Origin of the sequence: Nonomuraea helvata (assembly GCF_039535785.1) — a bacterium.
GTDB classification, from domain to species: domain Bacteria; phylum Actinomycetota; class Actinomycetes; order Streptosporangiales; family Streptosporangiaceae; genus Nonomuraea; species Nonomuraea helvata.
Genome location: NZ_BAAAXV010000007.1, coordinates 24,782 through 45,666, shown reverse-complemented (window position 1 = coordinate 45,666; position 20,885 = coordinate 24,782). Strand labels below are relative to the sequence as shown.

Annotated in this window: 15 protein-coding genes and 1 pseudogene; 7 read left to right on the top strand and 9 right to left on the bottom strand. The window is 71.2% G+C overall.

Annotation, left to right across the window (positions count from 1 at the left end; all coding sequences use genetic code 11):
- Together ABD830_RS27390 and ABD830_RS27385 are read left to right on the top strand one after the other, a co-directional pair.
- A pseudogene (locus tag ABD830_RS27390) lies at positions 1-544 on the top strand (hypothetical protein); the annotation flags it as partial.
- A gap of 111 nt (positions 545-655) precedes the next feature.
- Positions 656-1,351, top strand: coding sequence for a DUF6193 family natural product biosynthesis protein (locus ABD830_RS27385; protein WP_344993226.1), 696 nt, complete (start codon positions 656-658; stop codon positions 1,349-1,351).
- Positions 1,352-1,449: 98 nt separating this feature from the next.
- On the opposite strand, the gene ABD830_RS27380 is transcribed toward ABD830_RS27385, so the two are convergent.
- Positions 1,450-2,553 (bottom strand): 1-acyl-sn-glycerol-3-phosphate acyltransferase, encoded by a 1,104-nt coding sequence (locus ABD830_RS27380; protein ID WP_344993217.1) that lies wholly within the window; start codon positions 2,551-2,553, stop codon positions 1,450-1,452.
- Positions 2,550-3,266: a GNAT family N-acetyltransferase gene (locus ABD830_RS27375; protein WP_344993214.1), complete on the bottom strand. Its 717-nt coding sequence runs from the start codon at positions 3,264-3,266 to the stop codon at positions 2,550-2,552. Before ABD830_RS27375 ends, ABD830_RS27380 begins: the two co-directional genes overlap by 4 nt.
- Positions 3,267-3,649: 383 nt before the next feature.
- Here ABD830_RS27375 and fusA point away from each other — a divergent pair, with 383 nt between their 5' ends.
- Complete coding sequence (fusA, locus tag ABD830_RS27370; RefSeq protein ID WP_344993211.1) at positions 3,650-5,686, top strand: elongation factor G; 2,037 nt, start codon at positions 3,650-3,652, stop codon at positions 5,684-5,686.
- Between the two features lie 229 nt (positions 5,687-5,915).
- On the opposite strand, the gene ABD830_RS27365 is transcribed toward fusA, so the two are convergent.
- The 6 genes from ABD830_RS27365 to ABD830_RS27340 all read right to left on the bottom strand — a co-directional run bounded on the left by ABD830_RS27365 (position 5,916) and on the right by ABD830_RS27340 (position 13,608).
- Entirely contained in the window at positions 5,916-6,893 is a 978-nt protein-coding gene (locus ABD830_RS27365) for a LacI family DNA-binding transcriptional regulator (protein WP_344993208.1), read from the bottom strand.
- A gap of 361 nt (positions 6,894-7,254) precedes the next feature.
- Entirely contained in the window at positions 7,255-8,610 is a 1,356-nt protein-coding gene (locus tag ABD830_RS27360; RefSeq protein WP_344993206.1) for an ABC transporter substrate-binding protein, read from the bottom strand.
- A 42-nt stretch (positions 8,611-8,652) separates the two neighbouring features.
- The gene (locus ABD830_RS27355) at positions 8,653-9,597 is read right to left on the bottom strand and encodes a carbohydrate ABC transporter permease (RefSeq protein WP_344993203.1); all 945 of its coding nucleotides are present in this window, start codon (positions 9,595-9,597) and stop codon (positions 8,653-8,655) included.
- 12 nt (positions 9,598-9,609) lie between these two features.
- Positions 9,610-10,557 carry a carbohydrate ABC transporter permease gene (locus ABD830_RS27350; protein WP_344993200.1) on the bottom strand — a complete coding sequence of 316 codons (948 nt, stop codon included), beginning with the start codon at positions 10,555-10,557 and terminating at the stop codon, positions 9,610-9,612.
- 3 nt (positions 10,558-10,560) lie between these two features.
- The gene (locus tag ABD830_RS27345) at positions 10,561-12,696 is read right to left on the bottom strand and encodes an alpha-galactosidase (RefSeq protein ID WP_344993223.1); all 2,136 of its coding nucleotides are present in this window, start codon (positions 12,694-12,696) and stop codon (positions 10,561-10,563) included.
- Between the two features lie 408 nt (positions 12,697-13,104).
- Positions 13,105-13,608: a GNAT family N-acetyltransferase gene (locus ABD830_RS27340; RefSeq protein WP_344993197.1), complete on the bottom strand. Its 504-nt coding sequence runs from the start codon at positions 13,606-13,608 to the stop codon at positions 13,105-13,107.
- A gap of 121 nt (positions 13,609-13,729) precedes the next feature.
- On the opposite strand from ABD830_RS27340, the gene ABD830_RS27335 reads away from it, so the two are divergent.
- Entirely contained in the window at positions 13,730-15,196 is a 1,467-nt protein-coding gene (locus ABD830_RS27335) for an FGGY-family carbohydrate kinase (RefSeq protein WP_344993194.1), read from the top strand.
- A 60-nt stretch (positions 15,197-15,256) separates the two neighbouring features.
- Entirely contained in the window at positions 15,257-16,171 is a 915-nt protein-coding gene (locus ABD830_RS27330) for a hypothetical protein (RefSeq protein ID WP_344993191.1), read from the top strand.
- A gap of 81 nt (positions 16,172-16,252) precedes the next feature.
- Here ABD830_RS27330 and ABD830_RS27325 read toward each other — a convergent pair whose 3' ends face one another.
- Positions 16,253-17,533: an MFS transporter gene (locus ABD830_RS27325; RefSeq protein WP_344993188.1), complete on the bottom strand. Its 1,281-nt coding sequence runs from the start codon at positions 17,531-17,533 to the stop codon at positions 16,253-16,255.
- Positions 17,534-17,588: 55 nt separating this feature from the next.
- Between ABD830_RS27325 and ABD830_RS27320 the strand changes: the two genes are divergently transcribed.
- Both ABD830_RS27320 and ABD830_RS27315 read left to right on the top strand, forming a co-directional pair.
- Positions 17,589-18,599: an ArsR/SmtB family transcription factor gene (locus tag ABD830_RS27320; RefSeq protein WP_344993186.1), complete on the top strand. Its 1,011-nt coding sequence runs from the start codon at positions 17,589-17,591 to the stop codon at positions 18,597-18,599.
- Positions 18,600-18,752: 153 nt separating this feature from the next.
- Entirely contained in the window at positions 18,753-20,870 is a 2,118-nt protein-coding gene (locus ABD830_RS27315; protein WP_344993184.1) for a M14 family metallopeptidase, read from the top strand.
- Positions 20,871-20,885 lie beyond the last annotated feature (15 nt).

The following is a 20,885-nucleotide window of genomic DNA, read 5'->3' as shown; positions in this document are numbered from 1 at the left end:
TCTGACTCCGGCGGATCACCTCCGGACGCCGGGCGGCACCACGGTCGATGTACTGGGAGTCAGCACGAAGCAGGGCCACCCCACCGTGCACGACCTCACGGTCGCTGACTTCCACTCCTTCTACGTAGCCGCTGGTGACGCGCCTGTTCTCGTGCACAACTGCGGAGATGTGGCTCTGGGATACAAGGATGCGGGAACAAGAGAATTCGCCGAGGACAGAGGATTCACCCATTTCCTGGATCTCGGGCCAGATGACTGGACGGCACCGGTGCAACGTGCGATCGCAGACGGCGGCAAGACCCTGCATGTCAATACGAAGAATTTCGGTAGCAGCTTCACCGAAATGGCGATGCGCGGACTCGGTAAGGTCGAGGGCATGGCGCCTCGGGCGACCGAGCAGGAGATGGGCTGGATCGCCAGAGCGGTGGCGAACGGACGGCGCACGTGGAGTTCGGTGAAATTCTACGATGACGCTGGAGACATCATAAAAATTCCCGAGCCGGACTGGAGCTCCTTCGGAAGACTGCCCGACTTCTATTTCTGATCTCCCGGCCTGGTGGAGCGCAGGTCCAGCCTCCTTCCTCCGGGGGAGCTGGACCTGCGCTTTACGCTAGAATCACTGGGAGAGGCTCCCGAATCTGAGAGTGTGACCCGAATGACGGACGGTCCGAATTTCTCTGCCGAACATCTGGATGCCGAGTTCTATCCGGATCTCATACAGCTCGGCGGCCTTGCTTCCGCGATCCGTCAACTCGCCAGGGATAACGGTATTGATCTGGAGCGAGTTGATGCCGAACCCGGGGCCGGCCGATACATCACTGCAAAGATACCCTCGAATTGGGGGCGCGTCTCTGTGCTGCTCGGCGCCGAGCGGCGCTGGTTCTCGGTGACGATTCAAGGAAACACGCACGTCTGGGCGAGCGGCGGTACAGAAGATCTTCTCTCCGTGGTGCAGATGGCCGATGCCTGGCGGCAGGGGTTGGCGCTGAGAGGGTTGGCCGATCGATTCCCGTTCATGAGTTACAGTCGTTTGTCCGAGGCGTATGAAAGCGGTGATCCGGTATCGGTCCAATGGGATCACCTTCTCGGCGATGCCGAATTCCGGCAGCTGGCCGACGTATTGCAGGCGGTTCACCGGGTGGATCGGCTGCGAATGTTGTTTCCTTATGTCAGCCACGGGACGATCCGCCTTGCACTCGACTACCTGGAGAGGAGGGCGGGGGAGATCTGGATCGTTCCGCTTGCCGGCGGGAGGTTCCGAGTCGAGTCCACGAGCTCACGGGACGCAAGGAGGGAAGCCGGCTCGGTGGACGACGCTATTGAGATCGCACTTTCGTATCTTCCCCGATGAGCGGGTGATTTCCGCTTTTCGTCTGCACGACCCTGATCCGCACAGACGGTCCATGGTGAAGGCAGCCTTTTCGACGGTGCCGTGCCGCGTTCTGCCGCCTACTCGTGATGTGCAGGTTCGAGTACGTTGGCGCGTACCCGGCTCTCGGTGAGCCGCGCCAGGGCCGTGCGGGCCTCCGGCCGTGTGCTCGTGGGCGCAGCAGGCCGTACGGCGGCGAAGAGCGTGATCTCCACAGTCAGGCGCCGGGTCGCGGCCACCCGGACGATGGAGGCGAGCAGCGAGTCGTCCCCGACGTAGCAGGCGCGGGTCGAAGTCGCCGTCCCTTCGCGGTAGCGGAGTACGGCCGGACGGACCGGAGCGCCCGCGTCCACGGCCGCCTGGAAGACGGCCGGGCGGAACCTGCCCATTCCGCGACCGCACCAGGTGGTGCCCTCGGGGAAGGCGACCACGGTGTCGCCCGCCCTGAGGGCGGCGGCGACCGCGGCGACGGCCGGCGGCAGCGCGGACAGGCGCTCCCTGTCGATGAACAGCGCGCCCGCGCCGGCGGCCAGCGTGCGGATGAAAGGCCACTCGCCGATCTCCCGCTTGGCGAGTGGGCGCGAGGGCACCGTGGCCGCGAGGACGAGTGGGTCGAGCCAGGACACGTGGTTCGCCACGACCAGAACGCCCGTCTCCGGTCCCGCACCGACTTCCGGTCTCACCCCGCCATCCGGTCCCGAACCGCCACCCGGCCTCGCCCGGACGTACGAAGCAGCACCGGCATCCGACACCGTGCCCGCCTCCGAGGCCGCGCCGGCGTCCGGCGGTGTGCCGCTTCCCGACGTCGTCGCCTCGAGGCGGACGCCGAGCGCGCGGAGGAGCAGTCGTGCCCAGGCCATCGTGAGCTCCGTACGCCACGTCGCCCGCATCCGCCCCACCAGGGACATCGGCACCCCGGCGAGCAGCACCAGGAATGCGGCGACCAGCCGGGCCGCGAGCTGGACGGGTCCGGCGGCGGCGGTCGCGGCCTCCACGCAGGTGTCCGTTGTGCAGGGGCCGAGCGGACGCCACGGGTCCGGCGCCTCGGCCGGGTTCGGTGCGTTATGGCTGACCGGCGCCTCAGCCGGGGCCGGCGCATGCAGGGTGGCTGGGGCCGGCGCATGCAGGGTGGGCGAGGTCGGCGCGTGAGGTGCGAGCGGCGTCTCGGGCGCGACAGTGCTCATAGCGTCTCCCCGAGGAAGTACCGCAGGTAGCGCATGTTCACGTTGGCCATCGAGAGCAGCACGAAGAAGTCCGCGGTGCCGAAGTCCCGGTCATGGGCGGGCGCCCCGCACACCCACGACCCCAGCCGCAGGTAGCCGCGCAGGAGGGCGGGTGGCACGAAACGGTCGGAAGGGGCCGTGCCCTGGGGGTGCCACGGCGTGTGCGGCGTGACCCGGTGCTCCTCCGGCCCGAGCGGGACCCGCTCCACCACGGCGGTGGCCAGCGTGCCACCGTCGTCGAGCGGCACCGAGCAGCAGCCCGCCAGCCACTGGTGACCGCCGGAGAGCATGTACCGGGCGATGCCCGCCCACATCAGCGCGACCACCGCGCCGCCCCGGTGGTCGGGGTGGACGCAGGTGCGGCCCGCCTCCACCAGGCCCTTCCTGAGTGGCGCGAGGTTGGTCAGGTCGAACTCGCCGTCGGAGTAGAGCCGGTCGGCACGCCCAGGCGGAAGCAGCCGGTACGTGCCGACGACTTCGCTGCCGTCGCGTACGAGGAGATGGTCGCAGTAGGCGTCGAACCGGTCCACGTCGAGGCCGGAGACCGGGCTGTCGAGCCGCGCCCCCATCTCCCCGGCGAAGACCTCGTGGCGGAGTCGCTGCGCGGCCTGCACGTCGGCGGCGCTGGTGGCCATGCCGACCGTGTACCGCCCAGTGTCCAGAGTGATCGTCATGGGCGCGTCCTTCCATGAAAGCGTCTCGCGCCTATGTCGACATGCCGAAATGACGGCTGTGTCTCTCGTCGGGGGCAGTCAGGCGACCGCGTGGTGAACCTCGCCCGCGGCCGAAACAAATCGCTTTCTTCGCCCCCACACCCCTCATTACACTCGCCACTGATCACCGACGAGGGAGAGGAGAACGGCCGTGCGCCACAGCACCGCTGCCGTCGTCCCCCCGTCGCGCTACGAGGTGATCCTGGTGTCTCCGTCGTCCCGGTGCCGGCTGCGCGGCCGCCACTGGACGACGCCCTGACGAGCACCTGTCCCGCCGATCGAGGCGGTCTCGTCCGGGAAATCGCGCTGTCCCCTTTCTTTTCTGGACCGAAGGGTCATGGGCTGTGCGTGCTCACCTCTCGAAACAAGAACAAGCCAACTCGCTGGCCGTCGTACGGAATCTCGGCATCCTCGCCCACGTCGACGCCGGCAAGACCACTGTCACCGAGCGGATGCTGTACCTCGCCGGCGCCACGTACAAGCGCGGCGAGGTGCACGACGGCACGACCGTCACCGACTTCGACTCCCAGGAACGCGATCGCGGCATCACGATTTTCGCCGCCGCGGTGAGCTGCGTCTGGGACGGGCACCGCGTCAACCTGATCGACACCCCGGGCCACGTCGACTTCTCCGACGAGGTGGAGCGCTCGCTGCGGGTGCTCGACGGCGCGATCGCGGTGTTCGACGCCGTCGCGGGCGTCGAGCCGCAGAGCGAGTCGGTGTGGCGCCGGGCCGACCGGTACGGCGTGCCGCGCGTCGCGTTCGTCAACAAGCTGGACCGGGCCGGCGCCGACCTGGACACCGCGGTCGAGTCGATCCGCCGCCGGCTGCACCGGGCCCCGCTGGTGGTGCAGTTGCCGATCGGGCAGGAGGACCGGTTCGCCGGCGTCGTCGACCTGGTCAGGATGCGCGCGCTCGTCTGGGAGGGCGACGCGTGCCGGGAAGTACCGGTGCCGGAGGATCTGCTGGAGGAGGCGCGGCGGCGGCGCCGGCTGCTCGAGGAGTCGGTGGCGGAGCTGCACGCGGAGGCGCTGGAGGAGTTCTGCGCGCTGCCGTCGATCTCCGACCGGACGCTGGCCGCCGCGCTGCGCGACCTGACCGCGAGCGGTGCGGGCCTGGTGGTGCTGTGCGGGTCGGCGTACCGCAACCGCGGGATCGAGCCGCTGCTCGACGCCGTGGTGGCATACCTGCCGTCGCCGCTGGACGTGCCCGCGGTGCGGGGCGTGGACGGCGCGGAGCGGGCCGCCGACCCGCAGGCGCCGCTGGCCGCGCTGGCGTTCAAGGTGAGCTCGGCCGCCACCGGGCGGCTGACGTATCTGCGGGTCTACTCGGGAACGATGCGGAAGGGGGACGTGGTGCTGGACAGCGGCACGGGTCGCACCGAGCGCGTCAGCCGCATCCTGCGGGTGCAGGCCGACCGGCACACCGAGGTGGACCGGGCGGTGGCCGGCGACATCGTAGCGGTGGTCGGGCTGAAGTCGGCCCGCACCGGGAGCACCCTGTGCGCGCCCGAGGCGCCGCTGGTGCTCGAACCGCCGAGCGCGACGGAGCCGGTGGTGTCCGTGGCGATCGAGGCCCGCCGGAGCGTGGACGCCGACCGGCTGGCCTCGGCGCTGGCGCGGCTGGCCGAGGAGGATCCGTCGCTGGCGGTCCGTACGGACGCCGAGACCGGGCAGACGCTGCTGTCCGGGATGGGCGAGCTGCACCTGGAGGTCGCGGCGGAGAAGCTCCGGCGCGACCACGGGCTGGACGTCGCCGTGGGCCGCCCGCAGGTGGCGCTGCGCGAGACGGTGACGCGTGGCGTGTCCGGGCTGCTGTACCGGCACGTCAAGCAGGACGGCGGCGCGGGGCAGTTCGCCCACGTCGTGCTGGATGTCGAGCCGCTGAAGGTGGACGGTGAGGGCTTCGAGTTCCGCTCGACCGTGGTCGGAGGCCGGGTGCCGCGCGAGTACGTGCGGGCGGTCGAGGCCGGCTGCCGGGACGCCCTGGCCGACGGGCCGCTCGGCGGCCACCCGGTGACCGGCCTGCGGGTCACGCTGACCGACGGGACCACCCATCCGAAGGACTCGTCGGACCTGGCGTTCCGCACGGCGGGGCGGCTCGCGCTGCGCGAGGCGCTGCGGGCCTGCGCGATGGAGCTGCTCGAACCGGTGGTGGAGGTCACGGTCACCGTGCCCGACGACGCGGCCGGCGGCGTGCTGGGTGACCTGGCGGCCCGGCGCGGCCGGATCTCGGGCTCGTCGGCGCGGGCCGGCACGGTGGTGATCACCGCCGTGATCCCGCTGGCCGAGGTGTTCGGGTACGCGACCCGGCTGCGTAGCCGTACGCAGGGCCGCGGCACGTTCACCACGAGGCCCGCCGGTTACGCCCCGGCACGGTAGAGGCACGGCCCCGTTCGCCCGCGCGGGCGGGCGAACGGGGCCGTGCCCCAGTTGGACGGCGTACCCGGCGACGCCCTATCACAGAGGCGATCTCGCTCACCCGCTGCAGCTGCCTCGGCAGCACCCGGTCCGAGGCTTTTGTCGCCGGCCACCACCACTGGCAGCGGCGCGTTCGACTGGAGGGCTTCCTCCCGAGGTGCGGACACCTTGAGTACCGCGGCGAGTCGCGCTAGGCCGAGCCGCCCATGAGGATCTCGGTCGGCAGGTAGATGCCGGGCTCCCCCGTAGGGCCCTCCTCGATCTCCCGCAGGCAGCGCTCCACCAACGCGACCGCGATCTGCTCGAACGGAACCCGCACGGTCGTCAGCGGCGGATCCGTCAGCCACTGCAGGGGACCGCCGTCGAAGCCGGTCACGGCCACGTCGTGGCCGATCCTCAGCCCCGCCGACCGTACGGCGCGGATCGCCTCGACGGCCAGCCAGTCGGCCGCGGTCACCACGGCGGTGGGGCGCCGCCGCCTGGTCAGCAGCCTGCCCACGGCGGCCTCGACCTTCGCCTGCGGCTCCTGCACCACCCATGAGCCGGGCACGGACAGGCCGTGGTGGCGCGCTCGGGCGCGGAAGCCCTCCACCCGCTCGGTGAACCAGTAGCCCGGCTGGCGGGGCCCCACGTAGGCGATGTCCTCGTGCCCTTTGCCGACCAGGTAGTCGACCATGGAAGCGATGCCCGCGGCATTGTCCACATCCACCCACGACTGCGGCAGGTCGGCCTCGGTGCGCCCGAACGAGGCGAAGGGCATGCCCACTCCCGAGAGATAGCGGGCCCGCGGATCGTCGATGCTGGAGTCGCTGATCAGGAATCCGTCGACGCCGTGGGCCGCCACGAGCTCACTCAGGCGGTCGGTGACGTCGCCGCTCGAGGTGAAGACGAGGATCTGGTAGCCCCGCCGCTCGGCCTCACGCAGCAGAGGCGACACGAACGACACGGCGAAGACCTGGTTGCGCTCCAACAGCTCGCCGGAGATGTGGAACCCGAGCTGACGGGTGCGCTGCAGCCGCAGGCTGCGTGCCTGCCGGTTGGGCTGGTAGCCGAGATCCTGCACCGCCTCCAGCACCCGCAGGCGGGTCTCCTCGGGGATGCCGCTGCCCGGCCGCTCGTTGATGACGAAGGAAACCGTGGTCGGCGAGACGCCGGCGAGCCGCGCCACATCCGCCATGGTAGGGCGCCGCCTGCGCGCCCGGGCTCCCTGCCTGGTGGTCATCGGCCGCTCCGTGCTGATCTCTCCCCCACCGCTCCCCGGTCGCTCCGGGCCGATCCCCCGACCGCCGCCCTGCGGGCCGCCGCCACCGCGACGCCCAGGCGGCGACGGCGAAGCCGGGATGCTTCACGCACGTTCATGCGCCCGGCCTGTCGGCTGCGCGTGATCAGCCTAGCGCAGGTGGTACGGCCGATGAGTACCGCCTGTCGCGTGACTCTTCCGTGTGCATCGGACATGTGTGCCCCCCCGTTCCGGTGGCGGACCCGGCGCCGACCGTGCCGGGGCCGGGTCCGCCCGCGTCTCGCCCAGCTCACTTGAACAGGGCGTTGACCTGCTCGTTGGCCTTGGTCAGAGAGCTCGCCGGGGCGGTGCCGGCGACCACGGCGTCCATGGCCGGCTTCATGATGGCTTCGATCTGGGCGGCATGGTCGGTGATCGGGAAGAGGAAGGTCGTCTTCTCCTTGACGTCCACGGTGAACGCCTCGACGTCGACACCCTTCTCCGCGAACTTCTTCTGCGCGACATCCACCGCGGCGGGGATGGCCGGGAAGACGACCGCGTGCTCACCGACGACGTTCTGGCAGGCGGGGGAGGCGAGATACTTCACCCACTCCCACGCGGCGTCCTTGTTCTTGGTGCTGGCGTAGATGGAGTCGGCGAGGCCGTTGAACATGCTCATCCGCGTGCCGCTCGGGCCGGCGGGCAGCGGGGCGAGCGCAGGCTCGAACTTCGCGGACTTGGCGCCGAACACCGAGCCGATCATCCAGCTGCCGTTGGTCGCCATGGCGGCCTTGCCCGCGGAGAGCATGTCGTTCCAGGCCACGCCCTCGGTCGCCTTGAGCGGCGGCATGTAGCCCTTGTCGATCAGGCTCTTCCACCAGGTGACGGCTTCCTGGAACTTGGGGTCGTCGTAGTTGTAGTGCGTGCCCCAGGGGTTCTTGTCGGTGAACTTCCAGCCGTTGCTGGCGGCGTACATGCTCCACTGGGTCTGGCCCACGCCGTTGCCGGAGCTCTCGAGCCACAGGCCGTAGGTGTCCACCTTGCTCTTGTCGAAGCCGGGCTCGTCGCCGTGCTTGCCGTTCTTGTCCACGGTCAGCTTGGCGATGATCTTCTCGTAGGTGCCGCCGTCGGTCGGGTTCCAGGCCATGCTCTTCAGCTGCTCATCGGTGATCCCCGCCTTCTCGGTCAGCTTCTTGTTGTAGAAGACGGCGATGGTGTCCCAGTCCTTGGGCAGGCCGTAGCGCTTGCCGTCGGCGCCGACCCACAGGTCGGCCAGGCCCTCCGCGTAAATGCCGGTGTCCACCTTGTCGCGCTTGACGAGGTCGTCGATCGGCAGGATGGTGCGCTTGGTGACGAACTCGGGGTACTTGGCCAGGTGGTTGGTGAAGACGTCCGGCGCGGACCCGGAGACGAAGCTCGTGGTGAGCTTGGTCCAGTAGTCGTCCCAGCCGAGCTGGGTGATCTTGACCGAGATGTTCGGGTGGGCCTTCTGGAAGTCGGTGGCGCACTGCTGGTAGGCCGGCTGCTGGTTGGCGTCCCAGAGCCAGTAGGAGATGGTCGCCTTCCCGTCGGCGGAGGCGGCTCCTCCGCTGTTGCCGCCGCCGCAGGCGGCGAGGGCCAGCGACAGCAGGGCGACGCCGGCGACCGCCGGCAGCTTCTTGATCATCAATGTGTCCTTTCCGGTGGAGCTTGCGAGAAGAGCGGGGGGTCACTTCAGACCGGAGAACTGGATGGAGTTGACGACGCGCTTGCCGAACGCCGCGAACAGCAGGAGCACGGGCAGCGCCGCGACGAGCGTGGCGGCCATGAGGCCGGCCCAGTCGGGGCTGCCCTGCGGCGTCTGGGACTTGAACACGCCGAGGGCCACGGTGAGCACGCGGACGTCGTCGTTCGTGGGATCGGTGACGAGCAGCGGCCAGAAGTACTCGTTCCAGGAATTGATGTAGGTGAGGATGGACAGAGTGGCGATCGGCGCGGCGCTCATGGGCAGGATGAGCCGGAAGAAGATGCGGGGATAGCCGGCGCCGTCGAGCATCGCGGCCTCCTCGACCTCGCGGCTCACGTTCAGGAAGAACTGCCGCAGGAAGAAGACCGCGAACGGGGTCATGAAGAGGTACGGCAGCACGATCGCGGCGAAGGTGTTGAGCAGGCCCAGGTTCTTCATCAGCTCGAAGTTGGGCAGGTGGATGAAGATCGGCGGGACCATGAGCGCGGTCAGGAACAGGAAGAACACCTTGTCCCGGCCCGGCCAGCGCAGCCGCGCGAAGGCGTACGCCGCCATGGCGCTGAAGAACACCTGCCCGACCGTGATGACCGTGGCGACGAGTACCGAGTTGCGCAGGTACAACCAGAAGCTGATGGAGGCTCCCGAGCCGCCCTGCGCCTGGGCCTCCTGGATGGTGGCCCCCCCGAACACCCGCTCGTATCCGCCGAGGGTCGGCGCCACCGGCAGCCAGGACGAGGGGTCGGAGAACAGCATCCGGTTGTTCGACAGCGAGGTGCGCAGCATCCAGTAGAACGGGAACAGCGTGAGCAGGACGAAGATCCAGAGCACCGCCCAGGCGGCGATCCGGCCGATGTGGACCCGACGTGCCTGGCGTGCGGCCGGGCCGGCCGCCGCGGTCTTCGCCGAGGGCATGCTTATCGCGGTCATGGCAGCGCTCCTCTAAGACAGGTCCGACTCGCCCGCACGCAGCAGGCGCATCTGGAGCAGCGAGACACCGGCGAGGATGACGATCAGGGCGACACCCATCGCGGAGGCGTAGCCGAAGTCGAACTGGCTGAAGGCCTTCTCGAAGATGTAGTAGTAGATGACCTTGGAGGCGTCCGCCGGGCCGCCCTGGGTGGTGACGGCCACGGTGTCGAAGATCTGGAAGGATCCGATCACCGTGATGACCAGCACCATCGCCAGCACCGGCCGCAGCAGCGGCAGCGTGATCCGCCAGAACGAGCGCCACTCCGTGGATCCGTCCACCGCCGCCGCCTCGTAGAGCGACCTCGGGATCGCCTGCAGGCCGGCGAAGATCAGCAGCGCCGTGTAGCCCATGTGCCGCCAGACGTTCACCAGCGCGATCGTCGGGATCACCAGGTGCTCTTCCCCGAAGAACCCCAAGGGACCGAGCCCGATCCAGCCGAGGAACTGGTTGGCCACGCCGAGGGTGTAGTCGGCCATCCAGTACCACACGAGCGCGACGACCACGTTCGCGACGAGGTACGGCAGCAGCAGCACTCCGCGCAGGAAGCTCGACTTGGTCAGCCGGTGCATCAGGACCGCCAGGACGACCGCCACGATCGTCTGCACTCCGATGTTGATGACGACGTATTCCAGGGTCACCCCGAGGGAGCTCCAGAAGGATCCGTCACCGATGAGCTTGGTGTAGTTCGACAGCCCCGACCACTCGGGCGGGGTGAGCAGGCTGTAGTCGGTGAAGCTCAGGTACACGCCGCGGATCGTGGGCCAGAGGTAGAAGACCCCGAACCCGAGCATCGCCGGGAGGATGAAGAAGAGCGCGGCCCGATGATCCCGCCTCTTGTGCGATGGGGCCTGTGGCGACCTGCGGCGCCCGGCGGGCGCCCCGGGTCTTGGTGTGGGAACGGAGACGGTGTCCGCCATCGATCACTCCCTGGTCAGCCGGAGCAGCAGTAGGTGTTCTGGATAGAGATCGGGGGCCTGGATCCCGGCCTGTTCCAAGACCGAGCCGGGAAGGCGGAGCTCGCCGCGGGCCAGCCACGGCGGGAGCACGTGGTTGACGCCGACAGCCGCGTCGCCGGGCGCCAGCGGCTCGATCCGGTACATCGCGCCGGGGTCCAGTGCGGGCAGCCGCACCCGGCCGGGTGGCGCGACGACCGAGGTCGCGACCGCGACCAGCGCGAAGATCGCCTCGGAGCGGTCCTGCGCGACCACGCCGTGCACCCACAGCGCGGGGTCGGGATGATCGACGCGGACGATCCGCCCCGTGTGCAGCAGGCCGCGCACGTCCTTGTAGAGCGCGATCCAGCGGGCGAGGTCCGCTCGCTCGGCGTCCGAGGCGGAGGTGAGGTCCCATTCGATGCCGAAGTGGCCGAACAGCGCGGTCCCCGCGCGGAAGGCGAGGTCGTGTCGCCGGCCGGTGGTGTGCGCGTGCGCGGCTCCCACGTGCGAGCCGATGAGCTCGGGCGGGAGCAGGAGCTGGGTCCAGCGCTGGATCGACTGGCGTTCCAGGGCGTCGATGCAGTCGCTGCCCCACACCCGGTCCGTCCGCTGGAGGATGCCGAGGTCCACCCGCGCCCCGCCAGAGGAGCAGGACTCGATCTCCAGGCCGGGGTGGCGCCGGCGCAGCTCGTCCAGCAGCCGGTAGACCGCCAGCGTCTGCCGGTGGACGGCCGGCTCTCCGAGCGGGCTGTGGCCCGCGTCGATCAGGTCGCGGTTGTGGTCCCACTTCAGGTAGTCGATGGCGTACTCGGCGATCAGCCGGTCCAGGCGGTCCAGCACGTACGCGTACGCCTCAGGGTGCACGAGGTCGAGCACCTGCTGGCGGCGTGCCTCCGGCGGCATCCGCCCGCCGGTCGACATGATCCACTCCGGGTGGGCCCGGGCCAGGTCGGAGTCGGGATTGATCATCTCCGGCTCGACCCACAGCCCGAACCGCATCCCGAGTCCACGCACGTGATCGACCAGGGGGTGCAGGCCCTGCGGCCAGACGTCCTCGTCCACGTACCAGTCGCCGAGGCCGGCGTGATCGTCGCGGCGGTGGCGGAACCAGCCGTCGTCCAGGACGAACCGCTCCGCCCCCACCTCGGCCGCCCGGTCGGCGAGCGCGCACAGCTTGGCGAGGTCGTGGTCGAAGTAGACGGCCTCCCAGGTGTTCATGACCACGGGACGCGGGGCCGGCGGGTGGCCCGGCCGGGCGCGCAGGTGCCGGTGGAAGCGGTCCGACACGTCGTCCAGCCCTTGTCCGTAGGCCGCGTACAGCCACGGGGTCGTGTACTCCTCCCCCGGCTTCAGCCGTACCTCGCCGGGCAGGAGCAGCTCGCCGCCGCCGATGACGGCCCGGCCGTCCGGCAGGCGCTCGGCGTAGGTGACGTGGTTGCCGCTCCAGCCCACGTGCACCGCCCACACCTCGCCGGAGCGGAATCCGAAGCCGGGAACGCCCGCCGCCAGCAGCAGCGACGCGTCGGCTCCGGTGCGGCCGCGCCGGTTCTCCCGGACCCGGGAGCCCACCGTGAACGGCTGGCGCTGCGGTGACCGCTCGCGCAGGTGCCGTCCGGTCAGGTCGAGCAGCTCAGCGGCCGCGGCGGGCACCGGCAGGCTGAGCACGAGACCGTCCAGCACGTACGGCTCGGCCGGATGCCGGTTACGCACCGCGGCCCGCATCGTGATCAGGCCGGTGGCGTCGAGCGCGAGCCACAGCGTCAACTCCAGGGCCGCGGCCTCGTCCACGGCCTCGACGCGCACCTCCGCGCCGTCGGCGTGCGCCGAGGTCACCGTGAACAGCGGCGACCAGGCCGTGCCGCCGCGATGCCCGCGCAGTCCCGGCAGCCCCGGCCAGCCGGTCGCGTGCTCGGCGACCATCGAGAGGTCCGCGGGCGTGTCGAGGCCGTTGGAGACGACGGCGGGAATGGCGGCGAGGGCCAGTTCGCGCAGCTCCGCCGACGTGACGTCGCCGAGGTCGCCACCCCAGTGGAGCACGCTCGGCAGGCGCGGCCCGCCCACGTCCAGGACCAGGCTGACGCCGCCTGCCCGCAGGTGGATCGGCTCCGGCCGGCTCACCATGGCGCCGTACGGCGCCGCCGGCTCCCCGGCTCGCATGCCGGTCTCTTGGGTCACTGCGGCACCTCCCACTACGTTACTAATCTTTAGTAAATCGATTTAGGAAGCACCATTCGCCATAGCGATCAAGGGCGGAAGCCATGGGAGAACGGGGGGAGTTTCGATTTACTAATTGCTTTTAGTTGCTAAGTTGGCCTCAAAGGTGCCCTGGCCTGAACCGCATGTCAATCCTTCGTTACGAGTCCGTTACGCCGACCTCACCTACGGCAAGCGCTTGCCGGTGCGCTGCTCCAGGCGGGCCGTGCGTCTGTCGTCGCGCTTCTTGCTGGAGATGTCCGCTGCGGTGATCGGGCAGGGCGCGGCCCACGGCCGCCGGCGGACATGATCCGTCCGGCGGCCCACCGGGACTCGTCAGGCGAGCGTCTTGAAGGAGATCCACACGTCCGGCGGCTCGTCGGGCAGGTTCGGCACGGGGCGACGCTCCTCGGTCCAGTCGTCTCCGGCGATCTCCGTGGCCACGCGCCGCCAGAAGGCCACGGCGCCCGAGTTGGCGTCCTGGAAGGCGATCTCCCAGCTTCCCGGGTGTCGGGCGACGATGTCCTTGATCGCTCGCAGCCCGATCCCGCTCCGGCGCGCGCCGCGTACCACGAAGAAGCTGTTCAGCACCCGTACCGGGCCGTCAAGCCCGCGCACGAACGCCAGACCGGCGGGGTGGTCGCCGCTCATGATCAAGTACGGCGCCCAGCCGGCGTCGTGGAAGGCGGAGTGGAGCCGTTCGCTCCTGAACGTGCCGTCGGGATGGGGCAGTCCTCCCTGGAACTCCGACATGTCGTGGCGGAACATCAGCCAGAGGCGTTCCACGGTGGCGTGGTCGGCGCCGGTCGCGGGCCGCACGGAGTAGTTGTCATTGGGCATGAAAAAAGCCTCCCGGCCGGAAGGGCGGAAGGCTGAAGCAGTTGAGAGATCATAGCAGGTTATGGGGGAACGCGGCGACCCGGCGCAGGACCTCCGCGCGGCGGTGCGCAATAGTGATCACATGGCACGGCGCGCGCTGCTGGCGGGGATCGACGTGGGCACCACCCACGTCAAGGTGGGCCTCTTCGACGAGCGAGGGACCCGCGTCGCGTCAGTGCGCGAGGCTACCCCGCGCGAGCTGCCCGCCGTCGTGGCCGCCGTGTCGCGGGCGCTCGGCGAGTGCGCCGCCCGGGCCGGGCGCGGGCCGGACGCGATCGGGGTCGCGGGCATGGCCGAGACCGGCGTGCCGCTGGACGGGTCGGGCCGGCCGCTCATGCCGCTGCTGTGGTGGAACGACCCCCGGGCCGCGCGGGAGGCCGCCGAGCTGAGCCGGGACGCGGAGGCGCTGTACGCGCTGACCGGCCGCCGGGCCGACCCGAAAGCGCCACTGGCCAAGTGGCTGTGGCTGCGCACCCACGCGCCGGACGTGCTGGAGTCGATGCGGTGGTGGGCGCACGTGCCCGACGCCGTGGCGTACGCGCTCACTGGCCGGCTGCGGACGCACGAGACGCTGGCCGCCCGCACCCTGGCCTACGACGCGGCGGCCGGAGCCTACGACCCGGACCTGCTGGCGCTGGCCGGGCTGCGGGTCGAGCAGCTGCCTCCCACGGCCGGCGCGGTGGAACCGGTCGGCCCGCTGACGGCCCGGGTGAGCGGGGTGGCGGCCGGCGTCCCCGTGGTCATCGCGGGGCACGACCACGCGGTGGGGTCGTGGGCGTCGGGCGTACGGCGGCCCGGGGACGTGGCCGACTCCCTCGGCACGGCGGAGGCGGTGATGGTGCTGTCGGACACCCGGCCGGACCCGCGCACCGGGCTGGCGCTCGGCATCACGACCGATCCGTCACTGGACGGCGTCCGCAAGGTGGTGGTCGGCGGGCTCCCCACGAGCGGCGCCATGCTCGACTGGCTGCTCGGACTGCTGACACCCGAGGGTGAGCCTGCCGGGGGCCAGGTAAGCGGGCACGCCGCCTCCCCTGGCGGCCGAGGCGGGTATGACGCCTTGCCGGGGCTGCTGGACGGGGTGCGGCTGCCCACCGGGATCGTCATGGAGCCGTACCTGCGGGGCCGGGTCGCGCCCGCCCCCGATCGCGGCCGCCGCGTGACGGTGTCGGGGCTCGGCCCCGAGCACGCGCCCGGCGACCTGCTGGCGTCCGCCGTCGAGGGCACCTGCCTGCACGCCCGCTGGATGCTCGACGAGCTCACCGCCGTGACCGGCACCGCTCCCGAGCGTCTCGTCGTTCTCGGCGGGCAGGTCAGGATCCCGCTGTGGACGCGGGTCAAGGCGGCGGTGTCGCCCGTCCCCGTCGAGGTGGTGCGGGACGGCGACGCGGTGTGCGCCGGCGCGGCGTTGATCGCCGGGCAGGCCGGTGGGTCGCTCGACGACGTGCCGCTGCTCCCCCGCGACGTCCCGCCGCACGACCCCGGCCTCGCCGCCGCGTACGTCCCCCTGTACGAGCGCTTCCTGGCCTCGGCCCGCGAGCCCCGATGACGCATGCGACCGGAGCGGGCCGGCCACAGGAGAAACCTCGCGAACACGATCGGAGCACTCATGACCAGTCCGCAGACCGGCGCCCCCGCGCCGACGCTCGACCTGCTGGCCCGCCCTTCGGGTGGGTTCGCCATGGTGGCGATGGACCAGCGCGAGAGCCTCAGGCAGATGTTCGCGGCGGCGACGGGCGAGCGGGTGGGCGATGAGACGCTGACCGGGTTCAAGCTGGCGGTGGCGCGCGAGGTCGGCCCGTACGCCTCGGGCTTCCTGATCGACCAGGACTACGGGTTCGGCCGGGTGGCCGCCGAGGGCCTGGTCCCGGGCGGCCTCATCGTCGCCGTGGATCTCCTCCGGCAGGACCCTGACGGTCCCGTCGAGGACACCTCCATCGACGAGCGGGTCGATCTGGCCGCCGCCCGCCGAGCCGGGGCCGTGGCCGCAAAGCTGCTGCTGATCTGGCGCGACGACGAGCACCGCGCGCCGCGTCTGGAGACCGCCGCCGCGTTCGTACGGCGCTGCGCCGACGCGGGGCTGCTCTCCGTGCTCGAAGGCGTCGCAAGACCTCCGGCCGGGGCGGCGGGACCCTTCGACGGGCCTGCCGCGATCCGCGAGGCCGCCAGGGAACTGGCCGGGCTGCGGCCCAGCCTCTACAAGGCGCAGGTGCCGCTCGGAGGGGCCGCGCCCGAGGAGCGGCTGGTGGAGGAGTGCGCGCGGCTCGACGAGGTGATCCCGGTGCCGTGGGTGGTGCTCTCCCAGGGCGTGGAGCGGGACGACTTCCCCGCGGCCGTGCGCGCCGCCTGCCGTGCGGGCGCTTCCGGGATGCTCGCCGGGCGGGCCATCTGGAGTGACGTGGTCGGCTCCGGCGATGTGGCCGCCGAGCTGCGTACCCGTTCCGTTCCGCGACTCCGGCGCCTGGCCGCACTCGTCGACGCCCACGCCCGCCCGTGGAACGCGCCGCGCCCCACAGTCACCTGACACGGCCATGCTGTGAAGTCACATCGGCCGAGAAACCCCTGGCGTGCTGAAGCTCCCGCCGGCTGATGCCGGCATCCCGCCTCAGCGCGCCTTCGCGCTCGCACCGGCCGGTGCGGGTGCGTCTGGGGCGGACGTTGCTCTGGGGCGGTGCCTCCGGGCGACTGCCGCGGCGCCGGTGCCGCCGGCGACGAACACCGCGGCCAGCGCGAGCCAGCCCACGGTTCCGTGTTCGATGGCGGTGGCGGTGACGAGCACCGGTGAGACCATGGCGGCGATCGCGTAGCCGGTCTGGCTGAGGCCCTGGTAGGCACCGGCGTTGCGCTGGTCGGCCAGTTCGAAGGCCATGCCCCAGCCACCCGCCTCGCCCAGGATCTCGCCGAAGGCGTGGGCGAGGCCCGCCAGGAGAAGCAGGACACAGGCGATGATCAGGTTTCCGTAGCCCGCCAGCGCGTACAGCCCGCATGCGAGCGCCAGCAGCCACGACGCGCGCCGGACGGCGATCCCGGCGCGACGCACGTCGTGGACGCCACGCGAGACACGCACCTGGAGTACGGCCACGACCACGGTGTTGAGGACGAGCAGCACGGACACGACGGCGGTGGGGGCGCCGATGGAGGCGACCCAGAGAGGGACGCCGACGGTCAGCAGGCCGAACTGCACGGCCACGACGGCGTTGCACGCCACGCTCGCCAGATACGTGCGGTCCTTGAGCGGTGACGGTCCCCCGGGAGGGGTGTCGGCCGCCTGACCTTCCGCCGAGGCGGCCATCCGGGCCGGAAGCTCCGGCACCCGGGATCCAAGCCGTGCCAGCGGCACCGCGGCCGCCAGCAGCAGGGCTCCGGAGGCGGTCATCGCGGCCTGGTACGCCACGGCGGTGCCCGTCAGGAGCGCCGCGGCGGCGGCCAGGGTACCCAGGCCGATGAAGACGTTCGTGACCACGCGCATCCGCGCCCGGACCACCACCCGTTCCGGGCCGGTGTACCACCGTGCCAGCATCGCCTGCTTCGACGTGCCGCTCGCCGAGCGCATCACCGCGGTCAGGCAGGCGACCAGGGTGAACACGACGGCGTCCGACGCGAGCGGGTAGGCGAGCATCGCCAAGCCGTTGAGGGCCGTGGCCACGGTCTGGACGCGATGCGCGCCGATCCGGTCGGCGAGCCACCCCGACGCGTACGAGGCCAGCACACCGGCGCCGCCCGCGATGCCCAGCCCCAGGCCCACCTTCGTCGCGCCGAGTCCGATGACAAGCGTGAAGTACAGCGTGCTGACGGTGTAGAAGGCGCCGCTGGACAGCGCGAACGCCATCGTGCTCAGAGTCAGCGAGCGGCCGACACGGTCCTCGGGGAAGAAGGTTCGGATCACGCCCCGTTTCTCCCGTACCTGGGGCGTGCACACCAATGATGTAGCGTATGGCTACATGGTCGCCGGCCGGAGCGGTGGGGTCATCGCGTACGAGCTCGCGGGGATGGACGTCGCCGACGTGCGCTTCGCCGCCTCACCGATCAACGAGCTCACCCTGTCACTGCGCACGTTCCGTGACCCCGGGCGCTATCCCGTGCACCTGCCCTGGCTGCGGCGCACGGAGCGCGTCCGATCCGGGCTCGACCTGCCCCTGCTGCACGCCCTGACGAACGACGCGCTGTGGTCGCCCGACTATCTGACACCCCGGCCGCACGCTCCCCTCACCCGCATCGACGACGAACTCGCCGCCGTCGCGCGCGTGCCCCTGGAACGCATGCTCGACGACCTGCGCGCCCTCCATCCCGGGCGGCTGCCCGCGCCGTTGCGGGGCGACCCGGCAACCGTTCGCGCCCGCATCACGGAGGCGCTGCGGACGTACTGGCGCACCTGCTTCGCGCCGTGGTGGCCGCGGATGCGGACGGTCCTGCAGGCCGACATCATCTACCGCGGACAGGTCATCTCCGCGCGCGGTCTGGCGGCGATGTTCGCCGACCTCAATGAGCGGGTCCACCTGCACGAGGGCGTCGTGCACGTCCGCCTGGTCAGCAACGCCGGCTACCGCCGGTCCACCGGCGGAGAAGGGCTCACCCTGGTGCCGACGCTCTTCAGCAGGGGCGTGACCGCCCCGATCTCACCGGAAGAGCCACCTCTGATCATGTACGGCTCGCGCGGCACCGGAACGCTCTGGCAGGCGGAGTCCCGCCGTTCCCCCGCGGCGCTCACCGAAGTACTCGGCGCGACACGCGCGGGCCTGCTCACGGCCCTGGAGACGCCGGCGTCGTCGACAGAGCTCGCCGGCCGTCTCGGCGTCACCACCTCGGCCGTCAACCAGCACCTGCGAGCTCTGCGCGACGTCGGCCTGCTCACCGGCGCACGCCACGGCCGCTCGGTCCTGTATCTGCGTTCGGAGCTCGGCGACGCCCTCATCACGGGCGGGGCCGCGGAGGACTCCGAGGACACGCGGTGACAAGCCGCCGCACCGAAGGCTGGGTCTGTCCGGACAACCGTTTCCTGCGCGAGGTCGCCGGTCTCCGGCCCGCCGCGTAGGCGGGGGTCCTTGCCGGTTCGATCAACTCGGCTTTCAATTGAGGCCTCATACGGGTGATCCCTGGAGGGGCCGATGCGTGGCTTGCGGGCGTCCGCTGCCGTTCTGATGATCGCTCTCACGACGTTCGCGGCCGCGAATCCCCCGGCCACGTCCGTCGCCGCACCCTCCGATCCGGAGGGTCCGGAGCCGGCCTCGCTGGTCACCCTCTCCGTGCCGGACCGGACGGCGATGGAGCGGCTGGCGGCCTCGGGCGCCGACCTCACCGAGCGGTTGCGGCCGCAGCCGGACGGCAGCGTCCAGGTGGACGCGGTGGTCACGCCCAGCCAGCTCGCGGCCTACCAGGCGCTCGGCGCGAGCCTGGCCCCGGAGGCATCGCCGCCCCCGGCCGCGGCGAAGTCCACCGCCGCGAAGGACCAGCTGGTCGTCGAGCGGGCGGTCTGGTTCAGGTCACGCGAGGGGTACTTCCTGTCCGTCGAGGCGTCCAGCAGCGCCGGCCAGGCCGCCACGCTCAGCGTGACATGGACGGGCCAGGGCGGCGCGACCGGCCGGGCGCCGATGACGCCGTACGTGGACGCGGGGGCGTACCTGGGCCACCAGTTCAGCACCCCGGTGCCGGCCACGAGCCGGCCGCAGTGGGTCACCGTCACCTCGGCGGCCGGCGGCACGGCCGAGGCGAGGGTCAGAGCGTGGCCCGACGGCGAGCGCCCGGACCGGGCCGGCCCCGGCTACCAGAAGGACTTCGTCACCCAGTACATGCCGCCCGCGCAGCTCAACGAGCGGATCAGGGCGCTGCACCGGCGCTTCCCCAAGCTCACGGAGCTGCTCACCCTGCCGTACCCGACCAACGGCTACCGGCGGCACGCCCAGGCGCTGATCGGCACGCCGCCCGCCGCGGCCGTCGTCGTCACCTCCGACGCCTACGGCTCCGAAGGCGGCAACGACCTGGCCGTCGAGCTGGCCGATCCGGGCGCGCCCGGCAGGCCGCTGCAGGTCACCGTGAACGGCAAGCTCATCACCGTCAGCCTGGCCACCGACGGCTCGGGCGCGCCCGTCAGCACCGCCGCCCAGGTGGCCGCCGCGATCAACGCCGGAGCGATCAACGCCAGCGCGGGCAACGCCAGCGCGGGCAACGCCAGCGCGGGCAACGCCAGCGCGGGCACCAGCGCCGCGGGCATCGGTGTCAAGGCCACCACCTACCGTGGCGATCCGGGCGCCGGCGTCATGGCGCCCGCGCCGCTCACCCAGCTCAGCGACTTCCTCCACGCACCGGCCGACGTCTCCAGGGCGCCCGCGCGGGTGCTGGCCCTGCGCATCGGCGCGCACCGCGACGGCACGCGCACCGGCGTGCTCGCCTACGCCCAGGAGCACGCCCGCGAGTGGGTGGCGCCCCTGGTCGTCGTCGAGGCGGCCGAACGGCTGCTGCGCAACCAGGCGTACGACAAGGCCACCCGCAGGCTGCTGGAGCGCGCCGACATCTTCGTCGTGCCGACCGTCAACCCGGACGGCGCGAACTACAGCTTCTACGACTTCAACGCCCAGCGGAAGAACATGACGAACCACTGCCCGCCGCAGCAGTCCGACCCGGCGCAGCGCAACACCTGGGGCGTGGACGTCAACCGCAACTACGCGACCGGCTCGCTGTCCGACGGCTACTTCGGCGCCTCGGCCAACTGCCAGAGCGGCACGTACGCGGGACCGGCCGAGCACTCCGAGCCCGAGAGCCGCAACGTCATGTGGCTGGCGCAGAGGTACCGCAACATCAGGTTCGCCATGAACGTGCACAGCTACGGCGGCTACTTCATGTGGCCGCCCGGCGCGTACAAGCTCGACGGCCGCGTCACCCTGCCCAGGCCCACCGCCCAGCAGGAGGCGTACTTCCTGCGCTCGGCCCGCACGATCGAGGAGGCCATCGCCGCCGAGCGCGGCACCGTCACCTGGCCGCAGCAGACGGGGCCGGTCACGGACGTGCTCTACTCCGCCGCCGGCAACTCCGCCGACGAGCTCTGGTACGAGCACGGCGTCTACGGCTGGGACTTCGAGGTGGGCGCCGACCTGTGGAACCCCGCGACGCAGGCATGGGAGGGCGTGGGCTTCCAGCCGCCGTTCGCGGAGGGGCACGCCGAGGCCATGGAGTTCGCGTCCGGGCTGATCTCGCTGGTCGGGGTCGCCGCCGACTACCGGGAACCCTGATCCGCCCTGTCTGGA